The organism is Pseudomonas sp. Marseille-P9899 (assembly GCF_903166565.1).
GTDB classification, from domain to species: domain Bacteria; phylum Pseudomonadota; class Gammaproteobacteria; order Pseudomonadales; family Pseudomonadaceae; genus Aquipseudomonas; species Aquipseudomonas huaxiensis.
This window is the reverse complement of sequence record NZ_CAESCG010000007.1, coordinates 195,785-209,511: the sequence shown is the minus strand read 5'-3', so window position 1 is coordinate 209,511 and position 13,727 is coordinate 195,785. Positions and strand designations below refer to the sequence as shown.

18 protein-coding genes are annotated in these 13,727 nt (G+C 56.2%); 1 reads left to right on the top strand and 17 read right to left on the bottom strand.

What is annotated here, in order from left to right; translation table 11 throughout:
• Positions 1–57 precede the first annotated feature (57 nt).
• The 5 genes from HWV67_RS27270 to HWV67_RS27250 all read right to left on the bottom strand — a co-directional run bounded on the left by HWV67_RS27270 (position 58) and on the right by HWV67_RS27250 (position 4,004).
• A complete protein-coding gene (locus tag HWV67_RS27270) occupies positions 58–477 on the bottom strand; it encodes a hypothetical protein (protein ID WP_175653483.1) in 420 nt (139 codons plus the stop codon).
• A 188-nt stretch (positions 478–665) separates the two neighbouring features.
• Positions 666–1,088: a hypothetical protein gene (locus HWV67_RS27265; RefSeq protein WP_175653482.1), complete on the bottom strand. Its 423-nt coding sequence runs from the start codon at positions 1,086–1,088 to the stop codon at positions 666–668.
• Positions 1,089–1,309: 221 nt separating this feature from the next.
• Entirely contained in the window at positions 1,310–1,759 is a 450-nt protein-coding gene (locus HWV67_RS27260; protein ID WP_175653481.1) for a hypothetical protein, read from the bottom strand.
• Between the two features lie 325 nt (positions 1,760–2,084).
• A complete protein-coding gene (locus HWV67_RS27255) occupies positions 2,085–2,600 on the bottom strand; it encodes a single-stranded DNA-binding protein (protein ID WP_095159993.1) in 516 nt (171 codons plus the stop codon).
• 9 nt (positions 2,601–2,609) lie between these two features.
• A complete protein-coding gene (locus tag HWV67_RS27250) occupies positions 2,610–4,004 on the bottom strand; it encodes an MFS transporter (protein WP_175653480.1) in 1,395 nt (464 codons plus the stop codon).
• Between the two features lie 129 nt (positions 4,005–4,133).
• Between HWV67_RS27250 and uvrA the strand changes: the two genes are divergently transcribed.
• Positions 4,134–6,968 carry an excinuclease ABC subunit UvrA gene (gene uvrA, locus HWV67_RS27245; RefSeq protein ID WP_175653479.1) on the top strand — a complete coding sequence of 945 codons (2,835 nt, stop codon included), beginning with the start codon at positions 4,134–4,136 and terminating at the stop codon, positions 6,966–6,968.
• A gap of 65 nt (positions 6,969–7,033) precedes the next feature.
• Here the strand turns inward: uvrA and bfr are convergent, their stop codons facing one another.
• The 12 genes from bfr to rplR form a co-directional block, all read right to left on the bottom strand.
• Positions 7,034–7,498 (bottom strand): bacterioferritin, encoded by a 465-nt coding sequence (gene bfr, locus HWV67_RS27240; protein ID WP_095159994.1) that lies wholly within the window; start codon positions 7,496–7,498, stop codon positions 7,034–7,036.
• 281 nt (positions 7,499–7,779) lie between these two features.
• Positions 7,780–8,166, bottom strand: a complete 387-nt coding sequence (gene rplQ / locus HWV67_RS27235) for a 50S ribosomal protein L17 (RefSeq protein ID WP_002555463.1) — start codon at positions 8,164–8,166, stop codon at positions 7,780–7,782.
• 42 nt (positions 8,167–8,208) lie between these two features.
• On the bottom strand, positions 8,209–9,210 hold the full coding sequence (locus HWV67_RS27230; RefSeq protein ID WP_003186012.1) for a DNA-directed RNA polymerase subunit alpha: 1,002 nt from the start codon (positions 9,208–9,210) through the stop codon (positions 8,209–8,211).
• A 22-nt stretch (positions 9,211–9,232) separates the two neighbouring features.
• Entirely contained in the window at positions 9,233–9,853 is a 621-nt protein-coding gene (rpsD, locus tag HWV67_RS27225) for a 30S ribosomal protein S4 (RefSeq protein ID WP_095159995.1), read from the bottom strand.
• A gap of 15 nt (positions 9,854–9,868) precedes the next feature.
• Positions 9,869–10,258: a 30S ribosomal protein S11 gene (gene rpsK / locus HWV67_RS27220; RefSeq protein WP_002555466.1), complete on the bottom strand. Its 390-nt coding sequence runs from the start codon at positions 10,256–10,258 to the stop codon at positions 9,869–9,871.
• A gap of 30 nt (positions 10,259–10,288) precedes the next feature.
• Positions 10,289–10,645, bottom strand: a complete 357-nt coding sequence (gene rpsM, locus HWV67_RS27215) for a 30S ribosomal protein S13 (protein WP_095159996.1) — start codon at positions 10,643–10,645, stop codon at positions 10,289–10,291.
• A 131-nt stretch (positions 10,646–10,776) separates the two neighbouring features.
• Positions 10,777–10,893, bottom strand: a complete 117-nt coding sequence (gene rpmJ / locus HWV67_RS27210) for a 50S ribosomal protein L36 (RefSeq protein ID WP_002555468.1) — start codon at positions 10,891–10,893, stop codon at positions 10,777–10,779.
• A 26-nt stretch (positions 10,894–10,919) separates the two neighbouring features.
• On the bottom strand, positions 10,920–12,251 hold the full coding sequence (gene secY / locus HWV67_RS27205) for a preprotein translocase subunit SecY (RefSeq protein WP_095159997.1): 1,332 nt from the start codon (positions 12,249–12,251) through the stop codon (positions 10,920–10,922).
• On the bottom strand, positions 12,252–12,686 hold the full coding sequence (gene rplO / locus HWV67_RS27200) for a 50S ribosomal protein L15 (RefSeq protein ID WP_095159998.1): 435 nt from the start codon (positions 12,684–12,686) through the stop codon (positions 12,252–12,254).
• A gap of 3 nt (positions 12,687–12,689) precedes the next feature.
• Positions 12,690–12,866, bottom strand: a complete 177-nt coding sequence (rpmD, locus tag HWV67_RS27195; RefSeq protein WP_010220317.1) for a 50S ribosomal protein L30 — start codon at positions 12,864–12,866, stop codon at positions 12,690–12,692.
• A gap of 2 nt (positions 12,867–12,868) precedes the next feature.
• Positions 12,869–13,369: a 30S ribosomal protein S5 gene (rpsE, locus tag HWV67_RS27190; RefSeq protein ID WP_042123536.1), complete on the bottom strand. Its 501-nt coding sequence runs from the start codon at positions 13,367–13,369 to the stop codon at positions 12,869–12,871.
• Positions 13,370–13,372: 3 nt separating this feature from the next.
• Positions 13,373–13,723 carry a 50S ribosomal protein L18 gene (gene rplR, locus HWV67_RS27185; RefSeq protein ID WP_009397496.1) on the bottom strand — a complete coding sequence of 117 codons (351 nt, stop codon included), beginning with the start codon at positions 13,721–13,723 and terminating at the stop codon, positions 13,373–13,375.
• Positions 13,724–13,727 lie beyond the last annotated feature (4 nt).

The following is a 13,727-nucleotide window of genomic DNA, read 5'->3' as shown; positions in this document are numbered from 1 at the left end:
GAGCGAATAATTTTTATCGAGTGTTGTTCTTTCGAAAAATCATATGCCAGTGCTCAGTTAGAACTTAACCAGAAACGTACTATCAGCCTGGTACTTAACAGAGAACGCTCCTTCTATTGGCACTCCACCCTGCGCCACCAGATCGTATTCATCTAGCAGAAACTGCTCAGGGGAAACGCCCCTTGCGTCGTTGAGTAATTTCAAACCAAAGAAAAGTATAAGAGTGCCTATGCCCGTTGCGACTTTAGCGCCTGTAGCGGTACCAAAGCCGAACAGTGTGCTAGAGATCCCGAACAGCATTACAACACCCCCCACACCACCCAGGAGCGCGCCACTGGAATCTTGCTGGGGTCTCTTGGATGGATTGTCTCCGAGAAATTTTTCATAAGCCTCTGCAAAGCCGTCAACTATGAACGCCTCGTTATTATCAGGGATCTCAACCTGTACCTTTGTCTGTTCCAAGCTCTCATTTTTCATCTTTCGCCCCCCAACAAAAGAACCGATACTACATGCAGGAGCACGCTTTCTATCAGGACCAAGGCACGCCCTTGAAAATTCAGAAACCGCATACAGATAGCGTTGAAAAATCCTACAAATAAAAACTTTATTTCCACGCCAGCATCGAACCGATAAACCTCACCAAAAATATTACTGCACAGCGCTGGTTACTGAACGACAGAAAAATTTCCATCTCCCAAGTGCTTGATAGATTCATGTCCGCCAGGCACCCAACCTTCGCCCCCAACCAGTTCATATTCACTGCAGAGAAACTTCTCTGGCGAAATTTTCATTTCATTACTGCAAGCTCTCCCACCAACCATACTCAGAAGAACGCCTACAAAAGACATATAATTGGACTCGGTAGCGAAGCGAGCAGGGCCGAATATGAAAGTCAGCAGCCCGACCATTGTCGTAACACCTCCAATCACAACCAGAAGTACACCGGAAGGGTACGACTGGCCTTGGGGAAACGGGTTCTCACGAATGAACGCTTCATAGGCTTCTGCAAAACCTTCAACCTTGAATTCCTCATTGACACCAGGGACCATTATCGAAATCTTGTTTTTTTCATCGGTAACTTTTTCCACAAATTGACTCCAAAAAAAAGAACAGGACGCTACAAGCACCAATATATATGCGAAACGTAAAAAGCACTTTTTGAAAACTCGGAATTCTCGTACGGCAAAGTTAAGAAAAATCCTAATACCTAAAGGCCCGCCGTTTTCCAAACTCACCGAGCGGCTAAAGACCCCGCGACACAGTTCCGATGGGATGAGACCTTCTTCAAGATTTAGTAATTTCTACCCTGCTAACCAACGGAAGCTCTTTCAGCAGAGTGCATCCTCTCCAATCGAAACATGCCCTTCCCCAGATGCTCAACAGAGACCTTTCCAGATAAGTCTTCTCCATCCTCCCCGACGATAGAATAGTTTTCCAAAAAAAATTGCGCTGCGCTCTTTGGGTTCCAGAGCCATATCAATGCCCCACCTATCAGCATCATCAACGCCCCGGAAATTATGACAGCGCCTGGCGCAAGCTCGTTTAATATCGGCTCACATATACGAAGATAAAATCCATGAAGAAATAGAACCAACCCAAACGCGACAACGGTCCCGCTAGCGAACTGCAAATATATATTGTCCATATGGCCGGACTCTATGTAGCACGCATAGTCTCCAGGAAACTCATCGATCTTATATTTCTGCACTGAAGACGAAACAACGATTTTCTGCCTTTCCAAGTCAACGCTCTGCCCCATGACTTCTCTCCTGAAAAATCCAATATTACATCGAGCAGCCGCCCCATTAGGGCCAGAGGTGATTAGGAAAATAAAAATCAGAAAACACTTACAAGGCAAGAAGATTTCTACTGTAAGAAAATTTCAAATACAAATATACAAATAGCTCAGGGTATGTAATCCGAAATAACCCTCCCTTGAAATGATCAGCCCGCGCGCATCATTCTCTTCGGACCAATAGCCGTGGCTATCACGGGCTACCCGGTCGCCGTCGCCCGAAAATACAAAACCCCCGCATAGCGGGGGTTTTGTGAGGCAACTCTATAAAGAGTCTCTACAGCTGATATCAGAACGGAATATCGTCATCAAAGCTGTCGAAGTCCGGAGCCGGCTGCGGCGCTGGCTGCTGAGGAGCCGGACGCTGAGGAGCCTGCTGCGGACGAGGCGCTTGCTGGCGTGGAGCCTGCGGCGCCTGGTTGTAGTTGCCTTGCGGCGCACCGCCACCATCCTGGTTCTGCGGACGGCCGCCCAGCAACTGCATGGTGCCTTGCATGTCGACGATGATTTCGGTGGTGTAACGCTTGATGCCGTCTTTTTCCCACTCGCGGGTTTGCAGCTTGCCTTCGATGTACACCTGAGAACCCTTGCGCAGGTACTCACCAGCAATCTCGGCGACCTTGCCGAACATCGAGACGCGGTGCCACTCGGTGCGCTCGACCTTCTGGCCGGTCTGCTTGTCGGTCCACTGCTCGCTGGTGGCCAGGCTCAGGTTAGTCACGGCGTTGCCGTTCGGCAGGTAGCGTACTTCAGGATCCTGGCCACAGGTGCCGACCAATATGACTTTGTTAACCCCACGGGCCATAACGTTCTCCTAGGCTTCGCACGCCGCGGACGCCGGATTGACCAAGCGTTCCAGGGTCGAACGATCCAAAATTTGTGTATCCAGTTTGATATAGATGGCGGCTTCATCTGCCACCACCACTGCGTCGGTCACACCCGGCACGGCCTTCAGGCGCTCGGTCAAGCCCGCCTCGCGTAGCGCTTCGGGCGACAACGGCATGCGCAGGCTTGTCACATAAGGTGGTTCGCGCATGGTAACAGCTACGGCAAGCCAGAGCCCGCACAAACCCGCGCAGCCGAGGAACACCGTGGTCAAGCCACCATGCTGGAACATCCATCCACCCAATATCCCGCCCAGCGCCGCTCCGAGGAACTGGCTGGTGGAATAGACCCCCATCGCCGTGCCCTTGCCGCCGGCAGGCGACACCTTGCTGATCAACGACGGCAACGACGCTTCCAGCAGGTTGAAGGCGGTGAAGAAGATCACGGTCCCGATCACCAGGGCCGACAGGCTGTTCCCCCACTCCCAGAAGAATAGCTCCGTCAGCAGCAAGACACTGACCGCGCCCAGAAGGACACGTTTCATCTTGCGCTTTTTCTCACCATAGATAATGAAGGGAATCATTGCGAAGAATGAAATCAGCAGAGCGGTCAGGTACACCCACCAGTGCTCTTCCTTGGGCAGCCCGCCGCGTTCAACGAACGCCAGTGGCAGGGCAACGAAGCTGGCCATGAGGATGGCATGCAGGACGAAAATACCAACGTCCAGGCGCAGCAGATCAGGGTGTCGCAAGGTCGGGCCGAGCACTTGCTTCGCCACCCCGGACTCGCGGTGGTGCAGCGGTCCGCTGGAAGCAGGTACGACGAACGCGATCAGAGCGATACCCACCAGTGCCATCGCCGCCGTCGCCAGAAACAGTCCGGACAGACCAAAGCTACGGGTCAACAAAGGCCCGACAACCATAGCCACGGCAAACGACAAACCGATGCTCATGCCAATCATGGCCATGGCCTTGGTGCGGTGCTGCTCACGGGTCAGGTCCGACAGTAACGCCATTACCGCCGCCGAAATCGCCCCGGCACCTTGCAGGATCCGTCCGGCAATCACGCCCCAGATCGAGTCGGCCTGAGCCGCCAGCACACTCCCCAGCGCAAAGATCACCAACCCCAGGTAGATCACCGGACGCCGGCCGATGCGGTCGGATATGACGCCGAATGGAATCTGCAATACCGCCTGGGTCAGCCCATAGGCGCCAATAGCCAGACCAATGAGTGCCGGCGTCGCGCCCGCCAGGTCCATGCCATAGGTAGCCAGTACCGGCAGGACCATGAACATGCCCAGCATACGGAAGGCGAACACCAGGGCCAGGCCGCCTGCGGCGCGGGTTTCGCTGCCACTCATGCGTTCGCTGTGGGGATCGTGCATGGATTAACCTCGTGTGAACCGGCGGCGATTCTACCAGTCCCATCGTTTAACAGCATCTACGCGACGCTTTGCCGCGCACCGGCGGCGAGCCGTATACTGCTCCGTTTAAGCCCGCCAAGCGAGGCCGTAGTGGACAAGATCCTGATTCGTGGGGCACGTACCCACAACCTGAAGAACATCGACCTGACTCTGCCCCGCGACAAGCTGATCGTCATCACCGGCCTGTCCGGCTCCGGCAAGTCATCCCTGGCATTCGACACGCTCTATGCCGAGGGCCAGCGTCGCTACGTCGAGTCGCTGTCGGCCTATGCGCGACAGTTCCTGTCGATGATGGAAAAGCCGGACGTCGATACCATCGAAGGCCTCTCGCCAGCGATTTCCATCGAGCAGAAGTCCACTTCGCACAACCCTCGCTCCACCGTCGGCACCATCACCGAAATCTACGACTACCTGCGCCTGCTGTATGCCCGCGTCGGTACGCCGCGCTGCCCGGACCACGACATTCCGCTGGAGGCCCAGACCGTCAGCCAGATGGTCGACCTGGTCCTGGCGCAGCCGGAAGGCAGCAAGCTGATGCTGCTGGCCCCGGTGATCCGTGAGCGCAAGGGCGAGCACCTGGCGGTATTCGAAGAGCTGCGCGCCCAGGGCTTCGTCCGTGCCCGTATCAACGGCAAGCTCTGCGAGCTGGACGAGTTGCCCAAGCTCGACAAACAGAAGAAGCACAGCATCGATGTGGTAGTGGACCGCTTCAAAGTCCGCGAAGACCTGCAACAGCGTCTGGCCGAGTCGTTCGAAACCGCGCTGAAACTGGCCGACGGCATTGCGCTCGTCGCGCCGATGGATGATGAAGGCGGCGAAGAGATGATCTTTTCCGCACGCTTCGCCTGTCCGATCTGCGGCCACGCCATCAGCGAGCTGGAGCCGAAGCTGTTCTCCTTCAACAACCCCGCCGGCGCCTGCCCGACCTGCGACGGCCTGGGGGTCAAGCAGTTCTTCGACGCCAAGCGCCTGGTCAATGGCGAGCTGACCTTGGCCGAGGGCGCGATCCGCGGCTGGGACCGACGCAACGTCTATTACTTCCAGATGCTCGGGTCGCTGGCGGCACACTTCGGCTTCAGCCTGGAAGTCCCGTTCAACGAACTGCCCGCCGACCGCCAGAAGATCATTCTCAGCGGCAGCGGTAACCAGAACGTCGACTTCAAGTATCTCAACGACCGTGGCGATATCGTCAAGCGCTCGCACCCCTTCGAGGGCATCGTGCCGAACCTGGAACGCCGCTATCGGGAAACAGAGTCGGCTACGGTACGCGAGGAGCTGGCCAAGTTCCTCAGCACCCAGCCGTGTCCGGACTGCCGCGGCACCCGCCTGCGCCGCGAGGCTCGTCACGTCTGGGTTGGCGAGAAGACCTTGCCCGCAGTGACCGGCCTGCCCATCGGCGATGCAAGCCAGTATTTCGGTGGCCTGAAGCTGACCGGACGCCGTGGCGAAATCGCCGACAAGATTCTCAAGGAAATCTGCGAGCGTCTTCAGTTCCTGGTGAACGTCGGCCTCGACTACCTGACCCTTGATCGCAGTGCCGACACACTGTCCGGCGGCGAAGCCCAGCGCATCCGCCTGGCCAGCCAGATCGGCGCCGGCCTGGTCGGGGTGATGTATATCCTCGACGAGCCCTCCATTGGATTGCACCAGCGCGATAACGATCGTCTGCTGGCCACCCTCAATCACCTGCGCGACATCGGCAACACGGTGATTGTGGTAGAGCACGACGAGGACGCAATCCGTCTCGCGGACTATGTGGTCGACATCGGTCCCGGCGCCGGAGTACACGGCGGCCAGATCGTTGCCGAAGGTACGCCCGCAGAAGTGATGGCGCATCCTGACTCACTGACCGGGAAATACCTGTCCGGGCGGATCAAGATCGCGGTGCCGGCCAAGCGCACGCCACGCAACAAGAAGCTGTCGATCAAGCTCAAGGGCGCACGCGGCAACAACCTGCAGAGCGTCGACCTGGAGATTCCAATCGGCCTGTTGACCTGCGTGACCGGTGTGTCCGGTTCTGGCAAGTCGACGCTGATCAACAATACCTTGTTCCCCCTCGCGGCCACCGCACTCAACGGTGCCACGACCCAGGAAGCCGCCGCGCACGACAGCTGCGACGGCCTGCAGCACCTGGACAAGGTGGTGGATATCGACCAGAGCCCGATCGGCCGTACGCCACGTTCCAACCCGGCGACCTATACCGGTCTGTTCACGCCGATCCGCGAATTGTTCTCCGGCGTCCCGGAATCGCGCTCGAGGGGCTACGGCCCGGGCCGCTTCTCCTTCAACGTCAAGGGCGGACGCTGCGAAGCCTGCCAGGGCGACGGGCTGATCAAGGTGGAGATGCACTTCCTGCCAGACATCTACGTCCCTTGCGACGTCTGCAAGAGCAAGCGCTACAACCGCGAGACACTGGAGATCAAGTACAAGGGCAAGAACATCCACGAGGTGCTGGAAATGACCATCGAGGAAGCCCGCGAGTTCTTCGATGCGGTGCCAGCGCTGGCTCGCAAGCTGCAAACGTTGATGGATGTGGGTCTGTCCTACATCAAGCTCGGGCAGTCGGCTACAACGCTGTCAGGCGGCGAGGCGCAACGGGTCAAGCTGTCCCGCGAGCTGTCCAAGCGCGATACCGGCAAAACCCTGTACATCCTCGACGAACCCACCACAGGCCTGCACTTCGCGGATATCCAGCAGTTGCTCGATGTACTGCACCGACTGCGCGACCACGGTAATACCGTTGTGGTGATCGAGCACAACCTGGACGTGATCAAGACCGCAGATTGGCTGGTCGATCTTGGTCCGGAAGGTGGTTCCAAGGGCGGTCAGATCATCGCCTGCGGCACGCCAGAAGAAGTGGCGAACATGAAGCAGTCCCACACCGGGCACTACCTCAAGCCGCTGCTGGAAAGAGACCGAGCCTGATCCGGCACTGAAATGAAAAAGCCCCTGTCGCTCTCACGACAGGGGCTTTTTTGTAGCAGAGCTGATTACATCTGCGATTGCAGGTAATTCTCCAACCCCAGCGACTTGATCAAGCCTTTCTGCTTTTCCAGCCAGTAGGTGTGATCTTCTTCGGTGTCAGCCAGTTGCAGACGAAGGATGTCGCGGCTGATGTAGTCCTTGTGCAGCTCGCACAGCTCGATGCCTTTGCACAGTGCAGCGCGGACTTTGTATTCCAGGCGCAGATCGGCGGCGATCATGTCTGGCACGGTAGCACCGATATCCAGATCGTCCGGACGCATGCGCGGCGTACCTTCCAGCATCAGGATGCGGCGGATCAAGGCATCAGCGTGTTGGGCTTCTTCTTCCATCTCGTGATTGATGCGTTCGTAGAGCTTGCTGAAGCCCCAGTCTTCGTACATCCGCGAGTGAATGAAGTACTGATCACGTGCCGCCAGTTCGCCCGTCAGCAACGTGTTGAGATAGTCGATTACGTCCGGGTGACCTTGCATCGTCCCGCCTCTCCCTGTGTTAAAGCCATAGTTTGAACCAGGATGACTGGGAGGTCACTGTGATTTACGCATAAATGTCGAAAAAAGCGGGCGAACAGTAGTGATTTTCATTGAAAAGCGTCCAAATGAGGGAGTTTCTCCTTATCACTTCGAGTTAAGCGCAATGTTTCTTCAAAACGGCGCAACAGCGGACCGCATATCGCCTGGCCAATAAGAAAACCAATCAATAGAAAACAAAAAACCGGGCACTAGGCCCGGTTTTTTGTTCAAGACTGTTCGTCTTACTCAGCAGCTTCTACCGAGCCACCGACAGGACGATCAACCAGCTCGACGTACGCCATAGGCGCGTTGTCGCCAGCGCGGAAACCGCACTTGAGGATACGCAGGTAGCCGCCCTGACGGGTGGCGTAGCGCTTGCCCAGATCGTTGAACAGCTTGCCGACGATTTCTTTCGAACGAGTACGGTCGAAAGCAAGGCGACGGTTAGCTACGCTGTCTTCCTTGGCCAGGGTGATCAGCGGCTCGGCAACGCGGCGCAGTTCCTTGGCTTTTGGCAGGGTAGTTTTGATCAGCTCGTGCTCGAACAGCGACACCGCCATGTTCTGGAACATGGCCTTGCGGTGAGAGCTGGTACGGCTCAGGTGACGTCCACTTTTACGATGACGCATGATTCATTCCTTACCAAACACTACGTTCGGTGATTACGACGATCAGGCAGTCGCCTTGTCGTCTTTCTTAAGACTTGCAGGCGGCCAGTTGTCGAGGCGCATGCCGAGGGACAGACCACGGGAAGCCAGAACGTCCTTGATTTCAGTCAGGGACTTCTTGCCGAGGTTCGGAGTTTTCAACAGCTCTACTTCGGTGCGCTGAATCAGATCGCCGATGTAGTAGATGTTCTCCGCCTTCAGGCAGTTGGCCGAACGCACGGTCAATTCCAGATCGTCAACTGGACGAAGCAGGATCGGATCGATCTCGTCTTCCTGCTCGACTACCACGGGTTCGCTGTCACCTTTGAGGTCGACGAACGCAGCCAACTGCTGTTGCAGGATGGTTGCAGCACGACGGATAGCCTCTTCAGGATCCAGGGTACCGTTGGTTTCCAGATCAATAACCAGCTTGTCCAGGTTGGTACGCTGCTCGACACGGGCGTTTTCCACCACGTATGCGATACGGCGAACCGGGCTGAACGAAGAGTCAAGCTGCAAGCGACCAATGCTGCGGCTTTCGTCTTCATCGCTCTGACGCGAATCGGCCGGCTCATAACCACGACCACGAGCTACGGTGAGCTTCATGTTCAAAGCGCCGTTGGACGCCAGGTTAGCGATTACGTGATCGGGGTTAACGATCTCGACATCATGATCCAGCTGAATATCGGCAGCGGTAACCACCCCCGAACCCTTCTTCGACAAGGTCAGCGTAACTTCGTCACGACCATGCAGTTTGATAGCCAGGCCTTTAAGGTTCAACAGGATTTCAATAACATCTTCCTGTACACCTTCGATCGCGGAGTACTCATGGAGTACACCGTCAATCTCGGCCTCGACTACTGCACAGCCAGGCATAGAGGACAACAGGATGCGGCGCAGCGCGTTGCCCAGGGTATGGCCGAAACCACGCTCGAGAGGCTCGAGCGTGATCTTAGCGCGGGTTGGACTGACGACCTGCACATCGATGTGGCGGGGCGTCAGGAACTCATTTACCGAAATCTGCATGGATGCACCTATTTTCTAGCCCTTACTTGGAGTAGAGCTCGACAATCAGGTTTTCGTTGATGTCGGCAGACAGGTCGCTGCGAGCAGGAACGTTCTTGAAAACGCCCGACTTCTTGGCAGCATCCACTTCTACCCACTCAACGCGGCCACGCTGAGCGCACAGTTCAAGGGCTTGAACAATGCGCAGCTGGTTCAGCGATTTCTCGCGAACTGCGACCACGTCACCCGGACGAACTTGGTAGGACGGAACGTTTACAGTCTTGCCGTTTACGCTGATCGCTTTGTGCGAAACCAGCTGACGGGATTCGGCACGAGTAGCGCCAAAGCCCATACGATAAACGACGTTATCCAGACGGCATTCGAGCAGTTGCAGCAGGTTCTCACCAGTAGCGCCTTTCTTGGAAGCCGCTTGCTTGTAGTAACCGCTGAACTGACGCTCGAGCACGCCGTAGATACGACGGACTTTTTGTTTCTCACGCAGCTGGGTGCCGTAGTCGGACTGACGGCCACGGCGCTGACCGTGGATACCTGGGGCTGCTTCGATGTTGCACTTCGATTCCAGAGCGCGAACGCCACTCTTCAGGAACAGATCGGTGCCTTCACGACGAGACAGTTTGCATTTTGGACCAATGTAACGTGCCATTTATCTGTCTCCTGATTACACGCGACGCTTCTTCGGCGGACGGCACCCGTTATGCGGGATTGGCGTCACGTCGGTGATGCTGGCGATCTTATAGCCGCAGCCGTTCAGTGCACGAACAGCGGACTCACGACCTGGACCTGGACCCTTGACGTTGACGTCGAGGTTCTTCAGGCCGTATTCCAGCGCAGCTTGACCAGCACGTTCTGCAGCTACCTGAGCGGCGAACGGGGTCGATTTGCGGGAACCACGGAAACCCGAACCGCCGGAGGTAGCCCAGGACAGAGCGTTACCTTGACGATCGGTGATGGTCACGATGGTGTTATTGAAAGACGCGTGGATGTGGGCGATGCCATCAACCACTGTCTTTTTGACTTTTTTACGAGGACGAGCAGCAGGTTTTGCCATGTCTAAATTCCTGTCGATTCGCTGGTGCGATTACTTGCGGATCGGCTTGCGCGGACCTTTACGGGTACGGGCATTGGTCTTGGTACGCTGACCGCGTACTGGCAGACCCCGACGATGACGCAGGCCGCGGTAGCAACCCAGGTCCATCAACCGCTTGATTTTCATGTTGATGTCGCGACGCAGGTCACCTTCAGTGGTGAACTTCGCAACTTCGCTACGCAGCTGTTCAATCTGCTCGTCGCTCAGATCCTTGATCTTTGCGGCTGGGTTTACCCCAGTGTCTGCACAGATTTTCTGTGCAGTGGTGCGACCAACACCGTAGATGTAGGTCAGCGAGATAACAGTATGCTTGTTATCTGGAATGTTAACGCCTGCAATACGGGCCATTCAGTGGGACTCCAATTGACAGCTACCTACGCCCCGGAAGCCAAGAAATAGGGCGCGAGATAATATCGCTGTAGAAACAATTAATCAACCCAGCAGCACACTAGCTGCTGGGCTTGAAGCGCAGATCACACTCAGCCTTGGCGCTGTTTGTGACGTGGTTCCGCGCTGCAAATTACTCGAACGACACCTTCGCGGCGAATAATTTTGCAGTTACGGCACAGTTTTTTCACCGATGCACGAACTTTCATCACCAACTCCTCGAACCTTAGGGGTTTCAGCGCAGCAGACCGCTGCCGCCGTAGCCTTTCAGGTTGGCTTTCTTCATCAGGGATTCGTACTGGTGCGAAACGAGGTGCGATTGTACTTGGGACATAAAGTCCATCACAACCACTACCACAATCAGCAACGAGGTCCCGCCAAGGTAGAACGGAACGTTTGCTGCGACCACCAGGAACTGGGGAAGCAGGCACACGGCCGTCATATAAAGAGCACCGAACATGGTCAAACGGGTCAGAACGCCATCAATGTAGCGCGCCGACTGCTCGCCAGGACGGATACCCGGAATAAAGGCACCGGACTTCTTCAGGTTTTCCGCTACGTCTTTCGGATTGAACATCAACGCCGTATAGAAGAAGCAGAAGAAAATGATCCCTGCACTAAACAGCAGAATATTCAACGGCTGACCAGGAGCGATCGACTGCGAGATGTCCTGCAACCAGCCCATACCCTCAGACTGACCGAACCAGGCACCCAGCGAAGCCGGAAACAGCAGAATGCTGCTTGCGAAAATAGCCGGAATAACACCGGCCATGTTCACTTTAAGCGGCAAGTGGCTCGTCTGCGCAGCAAAGACCTTGCGGCCCTGCTGACGCTTCGCGTAGTGAACAGCAATACGACGCTGACCACGCTCGATGAAGACCACAAAACCGATAATCGCTACTGCCAGCAAACCGATAGCGACCAGGGCGAAGATGTTGATATCGCCTGTACGCGCAGACTCGAAAGACTGCCCGATTGCTCTCGGAAGACCGGCAACGATACCCGCGAAAATAAGCATCGAGATACCGTTGCCCACACCGCGCTCGGTAATCTGCTCGCCCAGCCACATCATGAACATTGCGCCGGCCACAAACGTGGAAACCGCAACGAAATGGAAGCCGAAACCAGCAGCAAACGCCACACCCTGACCAGCCAGACCAATGGACATGCCAATGGCCTGGACCAACGCCAGGGTAACGGTGAGGTAGCGGGTGTACTGGCTGATCTTGCGACGGCCAGCTTCACCTTCCTTCTTCAACTGCTCCAGCTGTGGGCTGACAGCGGTCATGAGCTGCATGATGATCGATGCCGAAATATACGGCATGATCCCCAGTGCAAATACGCTCATACGCTCCAGCGCACCGCCGGAAAACATGTTGAACAAGCTAAGAATGGTCCCCTCATTCTGTCGAAACAGTTCCGCCAGCCGCTCAGGGTTAACGCCTGGAACCGGGATGTGTGCGCCTATTCGATAGACGATGATCGCCAGGAACAGAAAACGCAGACGAGCCCAGAGTTCAGACATTCCGCCTTTGCCGAGCGAAGAGAGAGCACCTTGCTTAGCCATTTATTCCTCGAACTTGCCGCCAGCTGCTTCGATAGCCGCACGTGCACCTTTGGTGACGGCGATACCCTTGATGGTGACCGCGCGAGTAACTTCGCCCGACAGCATGATTTTCACACGCTGTACGTTCTGGTTAATCACGTTGGCGTCCTTCAGGGACTGAACGGTAACAACGTCGCCTTCCACTTTGGCCAACTCGGACAGACGCACTTCTGCGCGGTCCATGGCTTTCAGGGAAACGAAGCCGAACTTCGGCAGACGACGGTGCAGCGGCTGTTGACCGCCTTCAAAGCCAGGAGCGATGGTGCCACCGGAGCGGGAGGTTTGACCTTTGTGGCCGCGGCCACCAGTCTTACCCAAACCACTACCGATACCACGACCCGGACGATGCTTCTCGCGACGGGAACCCGGCGCTGGACTCAGATCATTGAGTTTCATCGATTAACCCTCGACGCGCAGCATGTAGTAAGCCTTGTTGATCATCCCGCGATTCTCGGGAGTATCCAGGACTTCTACAGTGTGACCGATGCGGCGCAGACCCAGGCCTTTAACACACAGTTTGTGGTTAGGCAGACGGCCGGCGGTGCTTTTGATCAGCGTTACTTTAACGGTAGCCATGATCAGAGAATCTCCTCAACGCTCTTGCCGCGCTTGGCAGCAATGGACTCAGGAGATTGCATAGCCTTCAGACCCTTGAAAGTGGCGTGAACCACGTTTACAGGGTTAGTCGAGCCGTAGCACTTGGCCAGGACGTTCTGAACGCCAGCAACTTCCAGGACAGCACGCATGGCGCCACCGGCGATGATACCGGTACCTTCGGAGGCAGGCTGCATGTAAACCTTCGACGCGCCATGGGCGGACTTGGTTGCATACTGCAGAGTGGTGCCATCCAGGTCAACCTGAATCATGTTGCGGCGAGCAGCTTCCATAGCCTTCTGGATCGCAGCAGGTACTTCACGCGACTTACCACGGCCGAAACCAACGCGACCTTTGCCATCACCCACCACGGTCAGCGCGGTGAAGGTGAAGATACGGCCGCCTTTTACGGTCTTGGCAACGCGGTTAACCTGAACCAGCTTCTCAATGTAGCCTTCGTCGCGCTTTTGATCGTTATTTGCCATAACTTAGAACTCCAGCCCGCCTTCACGAGCAGCATCAGCCAGCGCTTTGACGCGGCCGTGATACTTGAAGCCGGAACGGTCAAAGGCAACTTGAGATACACCGGCGGCTTTCGCACGCTCAGCTACCAGCTTGCCAACCTTAGTGGCCGCGTCGATGTTGCCGGTGGCGCCATCACGCAGTTCTTTGTCCAAAGTCGAGGCACTGGCCAAGACTTTGCTGCCGTCGGCCGAGATGACCTGGGCGTAGATATGCTGCGAGGAGCGGAACACGCAGAGACGCACGACTTCGAGTTCGTGCATTTTCAGGCGTGCTTTGCGAGCGCGACGCAGACGAGTAACTTTTTTGTCGGTCATTTGC

Bases quoted from the DNA above. Each gene is read 5' to 3' on its own strand.
- rpsM (WP_095159996.1), bottom strand. From the start codon at position 10,645: ATGGCCCGTATTGCAGGCGTTAACATTCCAGATAACAAGCATACTGTT.
- HWV67_RS27250 (WP_175653480.1), bottom strand. From the start codon at position 4,004: ATGCACGATCCCCACAGCGAACGCATGAGTGGCAGCGAAACCCGCGCC.
- HWV67_RS27255 (WP_095159993.1), bottom strand. From the start codon at position 2,600: ATGGCCCGTGGGGTTAACAAAGTCATATTGGTCGGCACCTGTGGCCAG.
- HWV67_RS27230 (WP_003186012.1), bottom strand. From the start codon at position 9,210: ATGCAGATTTCGGTAAATGAGTTCCTGACGCCCCGCCACATCGATGTG.
- rpsE (WP_042123536.1), bottom strand. From the start codon at position 13,369: ATGGCAAATAACGATCAAAAGCGCGACGAAGGCTACATTGAGAAGCTG.
- rpmD (WP_010220317.1), bottom strand. From the start codon at position 12,866: ATGGCTACCGTTAAAGTAACGCTGATCAAAAGCACCGCCGGCCGTCTG.
- rplR (WP_009397496.1), bottom strand. From the start codon at position 13,723: ATGACCGACAAAAAAGTTACTCGTCTGCGTCGCGCTCGCAAAGCACGC.
- rplQ (WP_002555463.1), bottom strand. From the start codon at position 8,166: ATGCGTCATCGTAAAAGTGGACGTCACCTGAGCCGTACCAGCTCTCAC.
- bfr (WP_095159994.1), bottom strand. From the start codon at position 7,498: ATGCAAGGTCACCCGGACGTAATCGACTATCTCAACACGTTGCTGACG.
- HWV67_RS27260 (WP_175653481.1), bottom strand. From the start codon at position 1,759: ATGGGGCAGAGCGTTGACTTGGAAAGGCAGAAAATCGTTGTTTCGTCT.
- rpsD (WP_095159995.1), bottom strand. From the start codon at position 9,853: ATGGCACGTTACATTGGTCCAAAATGCAAACTGTCTCGTCGTGAAGGC.
- rpsK (WP_002555466.1), bottom strand. From the start codon at position 10,258: ATGGCAAAACCTGCTGCTCGTCCTCGTAAAAAAGTCAAAAAGACAGTG.
- rplO (WP_095159998.1), bottom strand. From the start codon at position 12,686: ATGAAACTCAATGATCTGAGTCCAGCGCCGGGTTCCCGTCGCGAGAAG.
- rpmJ (WP_002555468.1), bottom strand. From the start codon at position 10,893: ATGAAAGTTCGTGCATCGGTGAAAAAACTGTGCCGTAACTGCAAAATT.
- secY (WP_095159997.1), bottom strand. From the start codon at position 12,251: ATGGCTAAGCAAGGTGCTCTCTCTTCGCTCGGCAAAGGCGGAATGTCT.
- HWV67_RS27270 (WP_175653483.1), bottom strand. From the start codon at position 477: ATGAAAAATGAGAGCTTGGAACAGACAAAGGTACAGGTTGAGATCCCT.